The following is a 15,709-nucleotide window of genomic DNA, read 5'->3' as shown; positions in this document are numbered from 1 at the left end:
TGGCCGTGATTTAAAGATTTTGGATGCCGTGGAAACAGTCAACGAGATTCAGAAGTATGTCTTAGTTGAGAAAATTGAAAAGCGTTTTGGCAAAGATCTATCTAATATGAAATTTGCTTTGTGGGGTCTAGCATTTAAGCCAAATACCGATGACATGCGTGAGGCGCCAAGCCGCGTGATTATTCAGGAATTGGTAAAGCGTGGCGCCAAAGTGGTTGCGCATGATCCTGTAGCAATGCCTGAAGCAAAGCATTGTCTAGAGATAGATTTCAAAGCAAATCCTCAGGGTCTAAAGAGCATTGCTATGGTTGACAATCCGATGGATGCCTTGGATGGTTGCGATGCCTTAGTCATTGTTACTGAGTGGAAGGCATTCCGCAGCCCAGATTTTGATGCTGTTCTTCAAAAACTGACTCGCCCGATTATTTTTGATGGACGCAATCTTTATGAGCCACAAGCGATGGAAGAGCTGGGTGTTGAATACCATGGCATTGGGCGACATAATTAATAGATAGAACAAAAATATCCAGATGGAAAAAGCAGATCGCGAACTCTTCTCTAAAGCACGCCTACTGGTGGTGGGTGATGTTATGTTGGATCGTTATTGGTTTGGCGATACTCACCGCATTTCTCCTGAAGCCCCTGTTCCTGTTTTGCAGGTGGGGAAGGTGGATGAGCGTTTAGGTGGTGCGGCCAACGTGGCTCGCAATGTTGCGGCGCTTGGTGCTAAAACGACCATTCTTGGTATCGTTGGAAATGATGAACCCGGTCAACGGGTTGTGGAACTGTTAAAAGCGGGTGGCGTTGATAGTCAATTAGAAATTGATGCTCAGGTTCCAACTATTGTGAAGTTGCGTGTGATTGCGCGCCAACAACAATTGATTCGCTTAGATTTTGAAGCGACGCCAACTGAAAATGCGCTTGCCCATAAACTCGAGCGTTTTGAGAAATTAGTCGGTTCAGCTGATGTAGTTGTTCTTTCTGACTACGGTAAGGGCGCCTTAGGACAGGTTGCTCATATGATTGAGCAAGCCAAAGCACAAAATAAGATGATCTTGGTCGATCCTAAAGGCGAAGATTATGAAAAATATCGTGGCGCCACTGTGTTGACACCGAATCGTAGTGAGTTGCGCCAAGTAGTGGGGCAATGGAGTAGCGAGGAAGATTTAACACGTAGAGCGCAAGAACTTAGAAGGTCATTGGCTGTACAAGCTTTGCTACTAACTCGCTCTGAGGAGGGTATGAGTTTGTATACCGATGCGGGTGTCAGTCACGTTAAGGCGCAAGCTCGTGAAGTTTTTGATGTCTCAGGTGCCGGAGATACTGTCATAGGAACATTAGCTGTTGCACTGGCCGCTGGCTGGCCACTAGAAAAAGCAATGGCGTTAGCGAATCGCGCAGGTGGGATTGTGGTGGGCAAGCTTGGTACAGCCACCGTTACTTCAGAGGAATTACAGTGACTATTATCGTAACTGGTGCAGCTGGGTTTATTGGCGCCAATATTGTTCAAGGTTTAAATGCGCGCGGTGAGAAAAATATCATTGCGGTAGATGATCTGAGGCCTGCCGATAAATACCGCAACTTGGCTGACCTTGATATCGTGGATTATCTTCACAAAGATGAGTTCCTAGAAGCCTTCAGAAGTGGTCGCCTTGGAAAGATCAAAGCCGTTTTTCATGAAGGTGCCTGCTCTGACACCATGGAAACTGATGGCATTTTTATGATGGCGAATAACTATCGCTACACCATGGATTTGTTAGAGATTTGTACCGCTCAGAAGGTGCAATTACTGTATGCCTCTTCGGCTGCTACTTATGGCGGCTCCGAAGTCTTTATTGAGAGTCGTGAACACGAGAAGCCACTAAACATCTATGGCTACTCTAAGTTTTTATTTGATCAGGTGATGCGTAAGCGTTTTGCTGAAAATGCGAATTCTGCGCAAGTAGTGGGTTTCCGATACTTCAATGTATATGGGCCGCGCGAATCTCATAAAGGCCGCATGGCATCCGTTGCATTTCATCAATACCATCAATACAGAGCTCATGGTCACGTCAAACTCTTTGGTGAATATGGTGGATATGGACCAGGAGAACAAAGCCGTGATTTTGTGTCAGTAGAGGATGTGGTCAAAGTAAACCTGTTTTTCTTAGACCATCCAGAAATCAGCGGCATTTTCAATCTGGGCACGGGTCGTGCACAGCCATTTAATGATGTGGCTCATGCTGTGGCAAACGCCATGCGTAAATTAGATAAGGCGCAGCCTGCGACTTTGCAGGAATTGGTAAAAGAAAAGGCGATTGAATACATCCCTTTTCCTGATGCCCTCAAAGGCAAGTACCAATGTTTTACTCAAGCAGATTTAACAAAACTGCGGGAGGCAGGCTATCAAGAGCCCTTCCTTAATGTTGAACAAGGTGTCAGCCGTTATATTGAGTGGCTGGAGGCTAATGCTGGATTTTTAGCTAACCCTTTGTAAGCCAGTCAACTTAGCAATACCCTCTTCGTTATCTATGATCCACGTGCATTTTGTGTGCGTGGATTTTTTATTTTATGCGGAGAATATATGTCAAATCATTTGAGCATTAAAGGCACAAACTTTATTAGATCTGTATTGGTAGGCGCAGCTTTAACAATGGCTTCACTAGGGGTAACAAATGCTTCACCCATTAATGTCAATACGGCAACCCAATCAGAATTAGAGAGCATTAAAGGGATTGGTCCTTCGAAAGCAAAAACGATCATTACAGAACGTCAAGAGGGAGGTCATTTTCAAGACGCTAATGATTTACAAAAGCGTGTCCGTGGCATTGGTATGAAATCAGTTGAAAAAATGGTTGATAACGGTTTAACGATAGAGGCGCCAAGCTCCTTTCGTGAGCCAAATGGCCGTACGCAAAAAGAGAGCGGGGCTTCTGGCAGACGCAATTCGCGTCATCAAGCTGGTCAGCGCAATTCGTCAGAGCGTGCTGCGCCACATCGCCGAAATTAAACCCTTTAGAGTGTAAGTCTGCTTATGGCTAAAATGAGGTCATGAGCAAACCTTCCTACCTTACCATTTCACAAACCGTGGGCAATACGCCTTTAGTGCGTCTACAACGCATTCCTGGTCTAGAGAACGAAAAGCGCAATAACGTGATTCTTGGTAAGTTGGAAGGCAATAATCCAGCCGGGTCGGTGAAAGACCGACCTGCGCTGTCTATGATCATGCGCGCCCAAGAGCGCGGTGAGATCAAGCCAGGCGATACCCTGATCGAAGCAACCAGCGGAAATACAGGCATTGCTTTAGCAATGACTGCTGCAATGTTAGGCTACAAGATGATTTTGGTCATGCCTGAAAATCAAAGTATTGAGCGCCGACAGAGTATGGCAGCATATGGCGCGGAATTAATATTGACCGCCGCATCTGGTGGCATGGAGTTTGCTAGAGATTACGCATTGCAATTGCAGCGTGAGGGTCGGGGTAAATTGTTAGACCAATTTGCCAATCCTGATAATCCAAGGGCCCATATTGAAACGACTGGTCCAGAAATTTGGCGTGATACTGATGGACAAATTACCCACTTCGTCTCTGCAATGGGAACTACTGGCACGATTACTGGTGTTTCTACATATCTGAAGTCCAAAAATCCTGCCATTCAGATTATTGGTGCGCAGCCCGAAGAGGGGTCTCAAATTCCCGGCATACGTAAATGGGCTCCTGAGTATCTTCCAAAAATCTATGAGGGAGAACGTGTCGATCGTATTGAGTATGTGACCCAAGCGGACGCTGAAGATATGGCTCGGCGCTTAGCGGCTGAAGAAGGTATTTTTTGTGGCATCTCCGCCGGTGGTGCCTTGGTTGTTGCACTGCGCATTGCAAGGCAGGTAGAAAATGCGACGATCGTTTTTATCGTATGCGATCGCGGTGATCGCTACTTGTCGACGGGTGTATTCCCCGCTTAGTGACCTTTTGCCTTTTTCTTCGCAGCAGGTTTTTTGATTTTTGATTTCTCTGTAGCACTCTTTGAATTTGGGGTTTTTATGTTTGCCTCAACGGGAACGACACTGCTATTTTTATATCCAAGTGCTTGTGCAAATTCTGCAACACTTTGTGCGTAAAAGTAACTGCGGTTGTATTGCACAATGGTTAGAAAATTATTCAAGCCAACAAAATATTGCGCTTGGTCTAGCCCATCTTTATCAGGGTAGGGCAGATCAACAATCAGCGCCTTGCTTTGTGGATCAACGCCACCACGTTGAAGATCGCCTTGCTCAGGCAATAGAATTCCCTTTTCAATTAGCGCTGCAACGGTGAATTTCAAGGTAGGTTCGCCATCAGCTAGTTGTTTTGCTGCAGAAATGGCGCTTTCTTGCACGGGAAATGAAATCGGCATCCCCGTTTGCCAGCCATGTTTTTTCATGAAGTTGGCGACACTGGCAATAGCATCTTTTGGGCTTTGCTTGAGATCTACTCGACCGTCTCCGTCACCATCCACCGCAAATTGACGAATGCTACTCGGCATAAATTGTGGGAGACCAATCGCGCCTGCATAAGAACTGTTTTGATTTAGGCAACCCTGAAAGCGGGCCGCATTTACCCCTTGAGAACTATTTTTCGCTGGCAGTTTGCCACCAGCTTCAACCCAACACATAAGGATGAGTTCCTGCAGCTGGTCTTTAAAGAGTTGTTCGCGTGCAAGCTTATTGGGTGTATCAGGATAGCTAAAGGCGAGTGTGGATAAAACATCTTTAACTCGAAAATTACCCGTCTGACGCCCATAAATTGTCTCTATGCCAATAATGGCCACAATAATGGGTGCTGGCACTCCGGAGTCCTGCTCAACTTGGCTCAAAAAGGCTTGATTTTCTTCCCAGAATGCTCTGCCAGCCTTCAGCCGCACCGGCTCTATAAAGCGTTTGCGATAAACCAGCCAGTTTTTCTTGAAGGTGCTCGATGGGGGTAATACCAATTTGCGTATCGAGGGAATCGTTTTAGCATCGGAAAAGCCCATTTCTAGGCTCTGCAAGGGGATTTCTTGGCTTTGTGAGACTTGGTACAGAAGTTTTTCCAAGTTTTCGCTGTAGCGAGTATCTAAAGCCGTATCCTCGATTTGGTTTACGATGGATTGCTCAGTCTTGCTCTGCTGAACCGGCGCCTGAGAGCAGGCTCCTAGAGATAGTGCTAGAAATAAGCAGTAAATCCGAAAGATCATTCGTGAGGCCGGGAGAGATTGAGAATTAGTCACAATGCATTAGATTATAAAAAATGGGGATTAGCTATTAAGGATTTCAACTAATGACAACAGGATATATAACCCACCCAGATTTTTTAAAACACGAGATGGGCAGTCATCACCCTGAGTGCCCAGAACGTATTCAAGCCATTAACGATCAAATGATTCGTAGTGGAATGGATCGTTTTTTACATCATTTGGATGCGCCATTGGCAAGTGAAGATCAATTGGAGTTAGTGCATAGCCCCGATCATATTGCCTTTGTGAAAGAAAAGGCCCCTCAAAGTGGTTATTCCATGCTTGATGGCGACACGATTATGAACCCCCATACTTGGCAAGCTGCATTGCGCGCCGCGGGCGCTGCTATTGCTGGTGTTGATGCTGTGATGAAGGGTGAAGTGGAGAATGTCTTTTGTGCAGTTCGTCCACCAGGTCATCATGCTGAGCCGACACGTTCAATGGGATTTTGTCTGTTTGATAACGTTGCTATTGCAGCGCGTTACGCTATGGAGACTTATGGGATTGAACGCGTTGCCATTATTGATTTTGATGTGCATCACGGCAATGGAACCGAAGCGGCATTTCTCAATGATCCACAGGTCCTGATGTGTAGTATTTTCCAGCACCCTTTTTATCCTTATAGCGGCTTAGATCCTGCAGACAATATGGTCAACGTACCTTTGCCAGCTGCAACTCGCGGTGATGTGGTGCGTGCAGTTGTTGAAGAAAAATGGTTACCAGCACTGCGTAATTTTGAGCCGCAGTTGATCATTATTTCTGCTGGTTTTGATGCGCATCGTGAAGATGATTTGGGTCAATTAGGTTTGGTAGAAGACGACTATGTCTGGATCACCAAGCGTTTAAAAGAAGTAGCTAGGGACTATGCCAATAACCGCATTGTGAGTTGTCTTGAGGGTGGCTATAACTTATCTGCATTGGGTCGCAGTGTCGTAGCGCATGTCAAAGCATTAGCTGACATATAGAGCAAAAGTTAGATTAAGTAACAACAAAAACCAAAAACACAAAACAAAAACACCGATAGTAAAACTGATATTGAAAGAAAACGATGGCAAATATTTACGAACAAGGTTTGGATAAAAATCCTGCGAATTTCACTCCTATTACTCCTCTGTTATTTTTAGAGCGTTCCGCACAAATCTATCCACAGAAGATTGCAGTCATTCATGGCAAATTGCGCCAAACATGGGCACAAACCTACGAGCGTTGCCGTCGCTTGGCTAGTGCGTTGCAAAAGCACGGTGTGGGACTTGGCGACACAGTTGCCGTCATGCTGCCCAACACGCCCCCAATGGTAGAGGCGCACTTTGGCATTCCGATGGCCGGTGCAGTATTAAATGCATTGAACACACGTCTTGATGCTGAATCGATTGCCTTTATGTTGAATCATGGAGAAGCAAAAGTGGTTATTGTGGATCCAGAATTTTCTGGGGTCATGAAAAAAGCGCTCGAGATGGCAAAAAAAGAGAGCGGCCGTGAGTTTTTGGTGATCGACGTGGAAGAGAAAGAGTTTGATGTGCCTGGTGAAAAATTAGGCAAATTGACTTATGAGCAATTGCTAGCAGAAGGAGATCCTGAGTTTGCATGGCAAGTGCCTAGCGATGAATGGCAAGCCATCTGTCTAAACTACACCTCTGGTACTACAGGCAATCCAAAAGGGGTTGTATACCATCATCGTGGCGCAGCGATTAATGCTGTTTCAAATGTGCTTGACTGGGATATTAATAAGCATCCGGTGTACTTGTGGACATTACCTATGTTCCACTGCAATGGCTGGTGTTTCCCATGGACTATTGCTGCGCGCGCCGGTATTAATGTTTGTTTACGGCGTGTTGATGCACAGCATATTTTTGCTGCCATTAAAGAGCATGGCGTTACTCACTATTGTGCGGCACCGATTGTGCACAACTTGTTAGTCAATGCACCAGACGAATTAAAAGTAGGTGTGCCAGCTGGCGTAAAAGGTTTGATTGCAGGTGCAGCGCCTCCAGCTTCAATTATTGAGGGAATGGAAAAGCTCGGTTTTGACTTAACCCATGTTTATGGTTTGACAGAAGTGTATGGTCCAGCCTCAGTCTGTGTGAAGCAAGATGAATGGAATGATCTTGATATTAGTGAGCGCGCTCGTTTGAATGCCCGTCAGGGTGTTCGTTATCACATGCAGCAAGCGATTGCAGTGCTAGATCCAGAAACAATGCAGCCGGTTCCTGCTGATGGTGAAACAATGGGCGAGATTATGTTCAAAGGTAATATTGCTATGAAGGGATATCTCAAGAACGAAAAAGCTACTAAAGAAGCATTTGAGGGTGGCTGGTTCCACTCAGGGGATTTGGCAGTCATGAATCCTGACGGTTATGTGAAGATGAAGGATCGCAGCAAGGACATCATCATTTCTGGTGGAGAGAATATTTCTTCAGTTGAGGTGGAAGATGTGTTGTATCGCCATCCTGCCGTGATTGCTGCGGCAGTGGTCGCCAAGCCAGATCCGAAGTGGGGCGAAACCCCTTGCGCCTTCCTGGAAATTAAGCCAGGGATGGACGTCACCCCCGCAGACATTATTGCCCACTGTAAGCAACACCTTGCTGGCTTTAAGGTGCCCAAGGCGATTGTGTTCTGTGAGTTACCGAAGACCTCGACAGGAAAAATTCAGAAATTTGAACTGCGTAAGCAGGCTGGTTCAGCCTCTGCTATCGATGTGTAATGCGGTGGTGGGAGCGGTAAAATAGCAAATTAACTAATTTAGTAAAAATTAATCGTTTTATTGAGTTCAAGGAATAAAAAAGTCAGATGAAGATCTTAGTCGCTGTGAAGCGCGTTGTGGATTACAACGTGAAGGTTCGTGTCAAATCAGATAATTCTGGTGTTGATATTGCTAACGTCAAAATGAGCATGAATCCTTTTGATGAAATTGCAGTAGAAGAGGCCGTTCGCTTGAAGGAGGCTGGCGTAGCAACTGAAGTGGTGGCAGTTTCAGCAGGAGTAACGCAATGCCAAGAAACATTGCGTACCGCTTTGGCCATTGGTGCTGACCGTGCCGTATTGGTAGAGACGGATGCTGACCTACAGCCTCTAGCGGTAGCCAAGCTTCTCAAGGCGCTGGCCGAAAAGGAGCAGGCGCAGATGATTATTTTGGGCAAGCAAGCGATTGATGATGACAGCAATCAAACAGGTCAAATGTTGGCGAGCTTGATGGATATTCCTCAAGCAACATTTGCATCTAAAGTCGTTGTCGCCGACGGAAAAGCGACTGTGACACGCGAAGTCGATGGTGGTTTAGAAACGATTGCGCTGACTTTGCCAGCAGTGATTACTACGGACTTGCGCTTAAATGAGCCACGTTATGTGACTTTGCCAAATATCATGAAGGCAAAAAAGAAAACCATTGATATTGTGAAACCAGATGAACTCGGTGTTGATATTGCACCGCGCCTGAAAACAATCAAAGTAGAGGAGCCTCCCAAGCGGAGTGCTGGCGCCATGGTTGCTGATGTTGCAGCCTTAGTAGAAAAACTGAAAAACGAAGCGAAGGTGATATAAATGGCTGCTCTTGTAATTGCTGAACACGATAATCAATCATTAAAAGCAGCCACTCTGAATGCAGTTGCAGCCGCTTTGCAATGCGCTCCTGAAGTTGATGTATTAGTTGCAGGTAGTGGCGCGGATGCCGCTGCAGCTGCAGCGGCGCAAATTGCCGGTGTACGTAAAGTCATTCAGGTTGATGCAGCTAATCTAGCTGACCAGTTGGCAGAGCCTTTAGCGGCACAAATTTTATCGATTGCTAATGGATACAGCCATCTATTGGCTCCTGCAACCGCTAGTGGTAAGAATGTGATGCCACGTGTTGCTGCCAAGCTAGATGTTGCACAGCTTTCTGATATCACTAAGGTTGTGTCTGCCGATACTTTTGAGCGTCCTATTTATGCTGGAAATGCAATTGCAACCGTGCAATCTAGCGATCCGGTAAAGGTGATTACTGTGCGTACAACCGGTTTTGATCCTGTAGCTGCCACCGGTGGTTCTGCTGCAGTTGAAAAAGCCGCTGCTGCTGATAGTGCTAGCAAGTCTTCTTTTGTGGGTCGTGAGCTTACCAAGTCTGATCGGCCAGAGCTGACTAGCGCCAAAATTATTGTTTCCGGTGGTCGTGGTTTGGGCTCAGGCGAAAAATATCAAGAGCTTGTTGTACCTTTGGCAGATAAGTTAGGTGCCGCCTTAGGCGCATCCCGAGCTGCAGTAGATGCAGGTTATGTCCCAAATGATTACCAGGTAGGACAGACTGGAAAAATTGTTGCGCCACAGTTATACGTTGCAGTTGGTATCTCTGGTGCGATTCAGCACTTGGCAGGAATGAAAGACTCCAAAGTGATCGTTGCAATCAATAAAGATCCAGAAGCGCCGATTTTTGGTGTTGCGGATTATGGCTTGGTTGCCGATTTGTTTACTGCGGTACCGGAGTTAACTAAAGCCCTCTCGTAATTTTTACTTCAACTGATTTTTATTCGCAGGAGTTGTTATGCCCTATGTAGCCCCCGTCAAAGATATGTTGTTTGTGATGAATGAACTAGCGGGGCTATCTGATGTGGTGGCCTATCCATCTTATGCGGAAGCGGGCGCTGATGTGGATTTAGCGCCAGCAATTTTGGAAGAATCTGCGAAATTTAATCAAGATGTTGTAGCACCTTTAAATTGGGCGGGCGATCAACAGCCAAGCTCCTTAAAAGATGGTGTAGTCACAACGACACCTGGCTTTAAGGAAGCATTTGAGCAGTATGCTCAAGCCGGCTGGCAAGGCGTGATTCATCCACCGGAGTTTGGCGGGCAAGGCCTACCTAAATTGATCTCTACAGCTTGCCTGGAAATGGTCAATGCTGCCAATCTCTCATTTGCGCTTTGCCCTTTATTGACTGATGGCGCTATTGAAGCCTTATTGACTGCTGCAAGTCCAGAGCTGCAAGAGCAATATGTTCCCAAAATGATTTCGGGTGAATGGACGGGTACGATGAATTTGACCGAGCCACAAGCCGGTTCAGATTTATCTATGGTTCGCTCAAGAGCGGTACCGCAAGCTGATGGCACTTACAAAATTTTTGGCACCAAGATCTTCATCACCTATGGTGAGCATGACATGGCCAAAAATATTATTCACTTGGTGTTGGCTCGCACACCGGATGCGCCAGAGGGTGTTAAGGGTATCTCTTTGTTTGTTGTTCCCAAGTTCTTGGTGAATGCTGATGGCTCTCTAGGCGAACGTAATGATGTTCATTGTGTGTCGATTGAACATAAGCTTGGTATTAAAGCGAGCCCAACAGCAGTGTTGCAATTTGGTGATCATGGTGGCGCTATCGGTTACCTCGTTGGTGAAGAAAATCGCGGCCTCGAGTATATGTTTGTCATGATGAATGCCGCTCGTTTTGCAGTGGGCATGCAGGGCATTGCCGTTGCAGAACGTGCTTATCAAAAAGCAGTCCAATACGCAAAAGACCGTGTGCAAAGTCGTGATCTCGCCGGATCTCCTGGCCCCGTCGCGATTATTCATCAACCAGATGTGAAGCGCATGTTGATGACGATGCGTGCATATATTGAAGCTTCTCGTGCGCTTGCTTACTATGCTGCGGCTGCATATGATGCCCAGCATGCTGCACCAGATGAGGCGTCGCGCAAATCCAATCAAGCTATTTATGAGTTCTTAGTGCCCATTGTGAAAGGATTTTCAACTGAGATGTCCATTGAGGTGGCAAGCTTAGGCGTGCAAGTGCATGGGGGCATGGGATTCATTGAGGAGACCGGTGCTGCGCAACATTACCGTGATGCACGTATTTTGACGATTTATGAAGGCACTACTGCGATCCAGGCGAATGACTTGGTTGGTAGGAAAACCGTGCGAGATGGTGGCGCTACAGCGAAAGTGTTATCACAAAAAATTGCCGATACTGAAAAAGAGCTCGCTATGAGCGGTAGTGCAGATGCAAAAGCGGTGCTGAAACAGTTGGCTGTTGGACGTGCTGCATTTGATGAAGCGGTTGCATATATCCTAGCCAATGCAAAATCGGATACGAAAGCAGTCTATGCTGGAAGTTTTGCCTATCTGCGTTTGGCAGGTTTAGTGTTAGGTGGCTGGCAAATGGCGCGTGCATTACTGGCTGCTGAGCGTCTGCGTGATGGCGATCCTGCTTTTTATAATACGAAGATTGCTACAGCCCGTTTCTTTGCGGAAAATTTATTGCCACAAGCACAAGCATTGGCCACTTCCATTGTGGAAGGTGGTTACTCTACAAACGTACTCGAGGTAGAGCAGTTCTAAGTACTTCAATTTAGAAGTTAAGTAAAGCTATCCGCAATTATTGGGATAGCTTTCTTGCTTCATGCAGTTGTGAAATAAAAAATTGCTCGAAGGCGATAGCTAAGAAAGTCATCATGACGCCAGCGCCTAAAACGAGAGAAAAGATGACTGTCAAAATCACGAGCCAACCAGATTGACTACGTTGATCCTCGGTAATATTGGGATTAAATTGTGCATCCCATTTTTCATCTGGTCGTAGGCCAAAGGTAATGGTGGTGAGCCAACTAGCTTCTAGTGCAATAAAGCCAAAAGTTAACAAGACCCAACCTGGCCCAGACTGAAAGTTCGCATCCTTGAGTAAACCCCAGCCAACAAAACCACCGAATAAGGCAAGCAATTGTGTCCATGCCCAAAATGATTTAATACCTTGTAAATAAAAACAATTTAATCCCGTTCCGGGGAAAAATAAGCCGAGCGCACAAAAGACGAGTTTAGATTTTTTCATAAGAGAGCTATTTTGATTTACTTGCTGACAGGTCGTTGGGTAAAGCTCAACACTTCGCGGTCCGTGCCAATGAGAAGCAACTGATCACCGTTTCGAACAATGCTGCGATAGTCATTTAATTCATATAAAAAATCGTTCTCTAATTCCATGCGCTGAGAATTACATGACATTTTGGTGGTCGTAATCTTTTTCAAACTAAAGCCTTTCGTATCTTCATTAAGTTCAGCGGTAAACCGATTACATCCAGTAGAGCCGCTTACACGTTGCCCATTCGCTTCAAAAGTCATTTGGATGGGATTACTAGCCTCCCCAATGGGAATTTGCCGGGTACGGACCTCTCCATAGCTATTGGGCGGTAGGTTCCAGCGAGTAAGTTCCCATTTGGTATTGCGTAACTCGCTACTCGGAGGACTCACTTTAGCCCCGCACGGAGGAATGACATTGGCGCAGGCGGTTAATAGCATCAGACCCATGCTGGAAAGCAGTATGCCAAGCAGTTTTGGATGCCCCCTGAGTGGGGTATTACAGGGCTCTAAATGAAGCATTTTTATATAACTTATTGATTTTTATGTATTTTTTACAGTATTCGCGATTCTATTCTACTGTCTTGAGAGGCAAAATAGGTGGAAGAATGAGGGGTTTTCGTCTAGAATATGAGGTTTTCCGCTTAACCCAACGTTTTGTTGGTGAGTTGGAGCCCAAGATTTTGTAGAAATTTCATTGGGTTGTAATCAACCTGTTTTCATTTTTAGATTTTAAGGAATAAGTATGGTCGTCATTCGACTGGCACGCGGCGGTTCTAAGAAGCGCCCTTTTTACAGCATTGTTGCAACTGATAAGCGCAACCGTCGTGACTCGAACTTTATCGAGCGCATTGGTTACTTCAATCCTAAAGCAGCTGAATCTGAGCAAGCGATGCGTATTGCTCAAGATCGTTTGACTTACTGGACAAGTGTTGGCGCACAAGTATCACCAACAGTTGTACGTTTGATCAAAAATAATCCTGCTGCTTAATTTTTCGATTGCTTGAAGCTTCGACATTCTGTTGATGCTTCAAGTTTCAAAGTTGATCAGTAGTTTGATTTTGGGAAAATAAGGTGGCTTTCAAATGAGTGCACCTTCCCAAAATGAATTCATTGAACTGGGCGCCATTTCTGAGGCGCAAGGTTTGCGAGGGCAAGTGAAGGTTAGACCTCATGCCACTGACCCTGTAGCGCTACTTTCATCTAAATTAGTCTGGCTTTCTTTATTGCCGCGCAAAGACGCGGGTGCTTTGTCATCACCAGGGCAGCCGACTCTAACGCAATATGCTGTCAAGAGTGCAAAGATGCACAGCGGCAACGTGGTATTGGCTTTAGAAGGTATCTCTGATCGTGATCAGGCTCTGGCGCTCAAAGGCGCTCGAGTTTTAGTGACTCGTGATGCTTTTCCAAAAGAGGAAAAAGACACTTATTACTGGGTTGACTTAATTGGCTGCCAAGCAAAAAATCAGCAAGGCGAGTCATTAGGTCATGTGCTCGATGTATCTGAAAATGGTGCGCATGGCGTGATTGCTGTTGGTGATCTTGCCACGAAAAAAATTCAGTATCTCGTGCCTTTTGTGAAAGAAGTAGTGCTCGATGTTGATTTGCAAAGTAAATCCATCACACTTGATTGGCAATTAGATTGGCAATAAAAAGAGACAGAAATTTCACTATGCGCTTTGATGTTGTGACGATCTTTCCAGAAATGTTTTCTGCACTCACGCAGTGGGGTGTCACTGGGCGAGCATGCGAGACATCTTTAGCGAGCGTACATTTGTGGAATCCAAGAGATTTTTGCGCTGATGCTCGCAAGACGGTGGATGATCGTGCTTACGGCGGAGGTCCTGGGATGGTAATGATGGCAAAACCGCTTGAGGATGCTCTTGCTCAGATCCAATTAACCCACCAGAGCGCGAAGGTAGCATCTGGACCTGTTTGCTTGCTAGCCCCTCAGGGTGAGCGTTTTACACAAAAAAAGGCTGCAGAAATCCTTGATCTGGGGAATTTGACCTTGATTTGTGGTCGTTATGAGGCAATTGACCAACGATTTATTGATCGGAATGTGGATTTTCAGCTTTCCTTGGGGGATTTTGTGCTTTCTGGCGGCGAAATACCCGCTATGGCGGTCATGGATGCGGTTATTCGGCTGATTCCTGGAGCGCTTGGGGATAGCGAATCAGCGGCCCAGGATAGCTTTATAAACGGGCTTTTGGACCATCCACACTACACCCGACCCGAGATTTACGAAAATTTATCGGTTCCAGATGTGCTTTTGGGCGGACATCACGCTAAAATAGCGGATTGGCGTCGGCAGAAGTCTTTAGAGCTGACGTTCAGGCTCAGGCCAGATTTAATTGAATCGGCCAGAGCAAATGGGTTGCTAACCCGAGAAGATGAACAATTTCTTCGCTCATTGTGATGACTATCAAAAGTCTGCAGTAGTGAATAGGTGGTTTAGATTTTGGTTTAGTGAAATGGTTTTAACTACATCCTCTATTAGGTCCGATGATTTAGGTCTCGGGATAAAACGCTAATACGATGTTTAAGGATTAAAAATGAATTTAATTGCAAAAATTGAGCAAGAAGAAATTGCTCGCTTAAGCGCTAACAAAACATTGCCTAGCTTTGCACCTGGCGATACAGTAGTAGTGAGCGTGAACGTTGTTGAAGGTACCCGTAAACGTACCCAGGCTTTTGAAGGCGTTGTGATTGCAAAGCGCAATCGTGGACTCAATTCCAGCTTCATCGTGCGTAAGATTTCTTCTGGTGAAGGTGTTGAGCGTACTTTCCAAACTTATTCTCCATTGATCGCTAGTGTAGAAGTGAAGCGTCGCGGCGATGTACGTCGTGCGAAGTTGTACTACTTGCGCGATCGTTCAGGTAAGTCAGCACGTATTAAAGAAAAGTTGCAGGCGCGTAATAAGGCGGCTGCGGCAACTGCTGCAGAGTAATCCTCTTGCTGCTCTCAACAAAGGCGGCCTAGGTCGCCTTTTTTGTTGCCTTAGAATACCTCTATGCCCAAAATTTCCAAACCTGAAGATGACGCGATCAATGTCGCCGCCCCAGTAGGTTTTGATGCGCAGGCCATTCCGATTCATGAGGTTTGTCTTCATGACAAAAAGGTTTCTTCTCAATTATTGGAGCCAACTGCTTTAAGGGAGAGACTTCAGAATCCACCACAATGGCAGCCGGAAATCACCGATGAAAATCGTCACGTGATTGCCGCCGATATCATCGCTAAACGACAGGCTGCAGGTAAGGTCACGCGAGCAGCTGTATTAATCCCTTTGTTATTGAAAGAGGAAGGGCTTACAGTTCTGCTAACCCAAAGAACCAATCATTTGCGTGATCATGCTGGGCAAATTAGTTTTCCAGGTGGGCGCATGGATCCACAAGATCTAACGCCAGACGATACCGCTTTGCGAGAAAGTCAGGAAGAGATTGGTCTTGATCCAAAGCGGGTGGAAATTATTGGGTACCTGCCACAATACTTGACGGTTTCGGGGTATAGCGTCACCCCGGTGGTGGGCTTGGTCCAGCCACAGGCAGAATATGTCTTAGACGAGTTTGAGGTGGCAGATGTTTTTGAGGTCCCCTTACATTTTTTGCTCGATCCTGCCAATCATCAGGTCAGATTGGGGCAAAGTGAGCAGGGTGGCCGCCGTTTTTATTC

18 protein-coding genes are annotated in these 15,709 nt (G+C 45.9%); 15 read left to right on the top strand and 3 right to left on the bottom strand.

Translation table 11 applies throughout. From position 1 onward, the window contains the following. The 5 genes from KIH43_RS01715 to cysM form a co-directional block, all read left to right on the top strand. On the top strand, positions 1–508 hold a 508-nt coding region (locus KIH43_RS01715), incomplete at its 5' end, for a UDP binding domain-containing protein (protein WP_297717059.1). Between the two features lie 22 nt (positions 509–530). Further along, on the top strand, positions 531–1,460 hold the full coding sequence (gene rfaE1, locus KIH43_RS01710; RefSeq protein WP_297717056.1) for a D-glycero-beta-D-manno-heptose-7-phosphate kinase: 930 nt from the start codon (positions 531–533) through the stop codon (positions 1,458–1,460). Next, a complete protein-coding gene (gene rfaD / locus KIH43_RS01705; protein WP_297717054.1) occupies positions 1,457–2,476 on the top strand; it encodes an ADP-glyceromanno-heptose 6-epimerase in 1,020 nt (339 codons plus the stop codon). Before rfaE1 ends, rfaD begins: the two co-directional genes overlap by 4 nt. 87 nt (positions 2,477–2,563) lie before the next feature. After that, complete coding sequence (locus KIH43_RS01700; protein WP_297717051.1) at positions 2,564–2,989, top strand: helix-hairpin-helix domain-containing protein; 426 nt, start codon at positions 2,564–2,566, stop codon at positions 2,987–2,989. Between the two features lie 41 nt (positions 2,990–3,030). Further along, complete coding sequence (gene cysM, locus KIH43_RS01695; RefSeq protein WP_297717047.1) at positions 3,031–3,942, top strand: cysteine synthase CysM; 912 nt, start codon at positions 3,031–3,033, stop codon at positions 3,940–3,942. On the opposite strand, the gene KIH43_RS01690 is transcribed toward cysM, so the two are convergent. Then, positions 3,939–5,225, bottom strand: a complete 1,287-nt coding sequence (locus KIH43_RS01690; RefSeq protein WP_297717044.1) for a lytic murein transglycosylase — start codon at positions 5,223–5,225, stop codon at positions 3,939–3,941. The genes cysM and KIH43_RS01690 overlap by 4 nt on opposite strands. Positions 5,226–5,275: 50 nt before the next feature. Here KIH43_RS01690 and KIH43_RS01685 point away from each other — a divergent pair, with 50 nt between their 5' ends. From KIH43_RS01685 to KIH43_RS01665, 5 genes are all read left to right on the top strand, one after another. Further along, a complete protein-coding gene (locus KIH43_RS01685) occupies positions 5,276–6,196 on the top strand; it encodes a histone deacetylase family protein (RefSeq protein ID WP_297717041.1) in 921 nt (306 codons plus the stop codon). Positions 6,197–6,279: 83 nt separating this feature from the next. Beyond that, on the top strand, positions 6,280–7,932 hold the full coding sequence (locus KIH43_RS01680; protein WP_297717037.1) for an acyl-CoA synthetase: 1,653 nt from the start codon (positions 6,280–6,282) through the stop codon (positions 7,930–7,932). Between the two features lie 86 nt (positions 7,933–8,018). Next, positions 8,019–8,768, top strand: a complete 750-nt coding sequence (locus KIH43_RS01675; protein WP_297717034.1) for an electron transfer flavoprotein subunit beta/FixA family protein — start codon at positions 8,019–8,021, stop codon at positions 8,766–8,768. Next, the gene (locus tag KIH43_RS01670) at positions 8,769–9,704 is read left to right on the top strand and encodes an electron transfer flavoprotein subunit alpha/FixB family protein (protein ID WP_297717032.1); all 936 of its coding nucleotides are present in this window, start codon (positions 8,769–8,771) and stop codon (positions 9,702–9,704) included. Between the two features lie 37 nt (positions 9,705–9,741). Next, positions 9,742–11,529, top strand: coding sequence for an acyl-CoA dehydrogenase (locus KIH43_RS01665; RefSeq protein WP_297717029.1), 1,788 nt, complete (start codon positions 9,742–9,744; stop codon positions 11,527–11,529). A gap of 37 nt (positions 11,530–11,566) precedes the next feature. On the opposite strand, the gene KIH43_RS01660 is transcribed toward KIH43_RS01665, so the two are convergent. Together KIH43_RS01660 and KIH43_RS01655 are read right to left on the bottom strand one after the other, a co-directional pair. Further along, on the bottom strand, positions 11,567–12,013 hold the full coding sequence (locus KIH43_RS01660) for a hypothetical protein (protein WP_297717026.1): 447 nt from the start codon (positions 12,011–12,013) through the stop codon (positions 11,567–11,569). 17 nt (positions 12,014–12,030) lie between these two features. After that, positions 12,031–12,486, bottom strand: a complete 456-nt coding sequence (locus KIH43_RS01655) for an META domain-containing protein (protein ID WP_297717023.1) — start codon at positions 12,484–12,486, stop codon at positions 12,031–12,033. Positions 12,487–12,781: 295 nt separating this feature from the next. Here KIH43_RS01655 and rpsP point away from each other — a divergent pair, with 295 nt between their 5' ends. The 5 genes from rpsP to KIH43_RS01630 form a co-directional block, all read left to right on the top strand. Continuing rightward, positions 12,782–13,027 carry a 30S ribosomal protein S16 gene (gene rpsP, locus KIH43_RS01650; protein WP_296968070.1) on the top strand — a complete coding sequence of 82 codons (246 nt, stop codon included), beginning with the start codon at positions 12,782–12,784 and terminating at the stop codon, positions 13,025–13,027. Positions 13,028–13,121: 94 nt separating this feature from the next. After that, positions 13,122–13,688 carry a ribosome maturation factor RimM gene (rimM, locus tag KIH43_RS01645; protein WP_297717020.1) on the top strand — a complete coding sequence of 189 codons (567 nt, stop codon included), beginning with the start codon at positions 13,122–13,124 and terminating at the stop codon, positions 13,686–13,688. Positions 13,689–13,708: 20 nt separating this feature from the next. Next, entirely contained in the window at positions 13,709–14,455 is a 747-nt protein-coding gene (gene trmD / locus KIH43_RS01640) for a tRNA (guanosine(37)-N1)-methyltransferase TrmD (RefSeq protein WP_296968065.1), read from the top strand. Positions 14,456–14,591: 136 nt separating this feature from the next. Then, positions 14,592–14,987, top strand: coding sequence for a 50S ribosomal protein L19 (gene rplS, locus KIH43_RS01635; RefSeq protein WP_297717017.1), 396 nt, complete (start codon positions 14,592–14,594; stop codon positions 14,985–14,987). 63 nt (positions 14,988–15,050) lie between these two features. Then, a partial coding sequence (locus tag KIH43_RS01630; RefSeq protein ID WP_297717014.1) for a CoA pyrophosphatase occupies positions 15,051–15,709 on the top strand: 659 nt, incomplete at its 3' end.

It is taken from the genome of Polynucleobacter sp. (assembly GCF_018500155.2).
GTDB lineage: Bacteria > Pseudomonadota > Gammaproteobacteria > Burkholderiales > Burkholderiaceae > Polynucleobacter.
The sequence above is the reverse complement of the archived record's forward strand: the minus strand, read 5'-3'. Positions and strand labels throughout refer to the sequence as shown.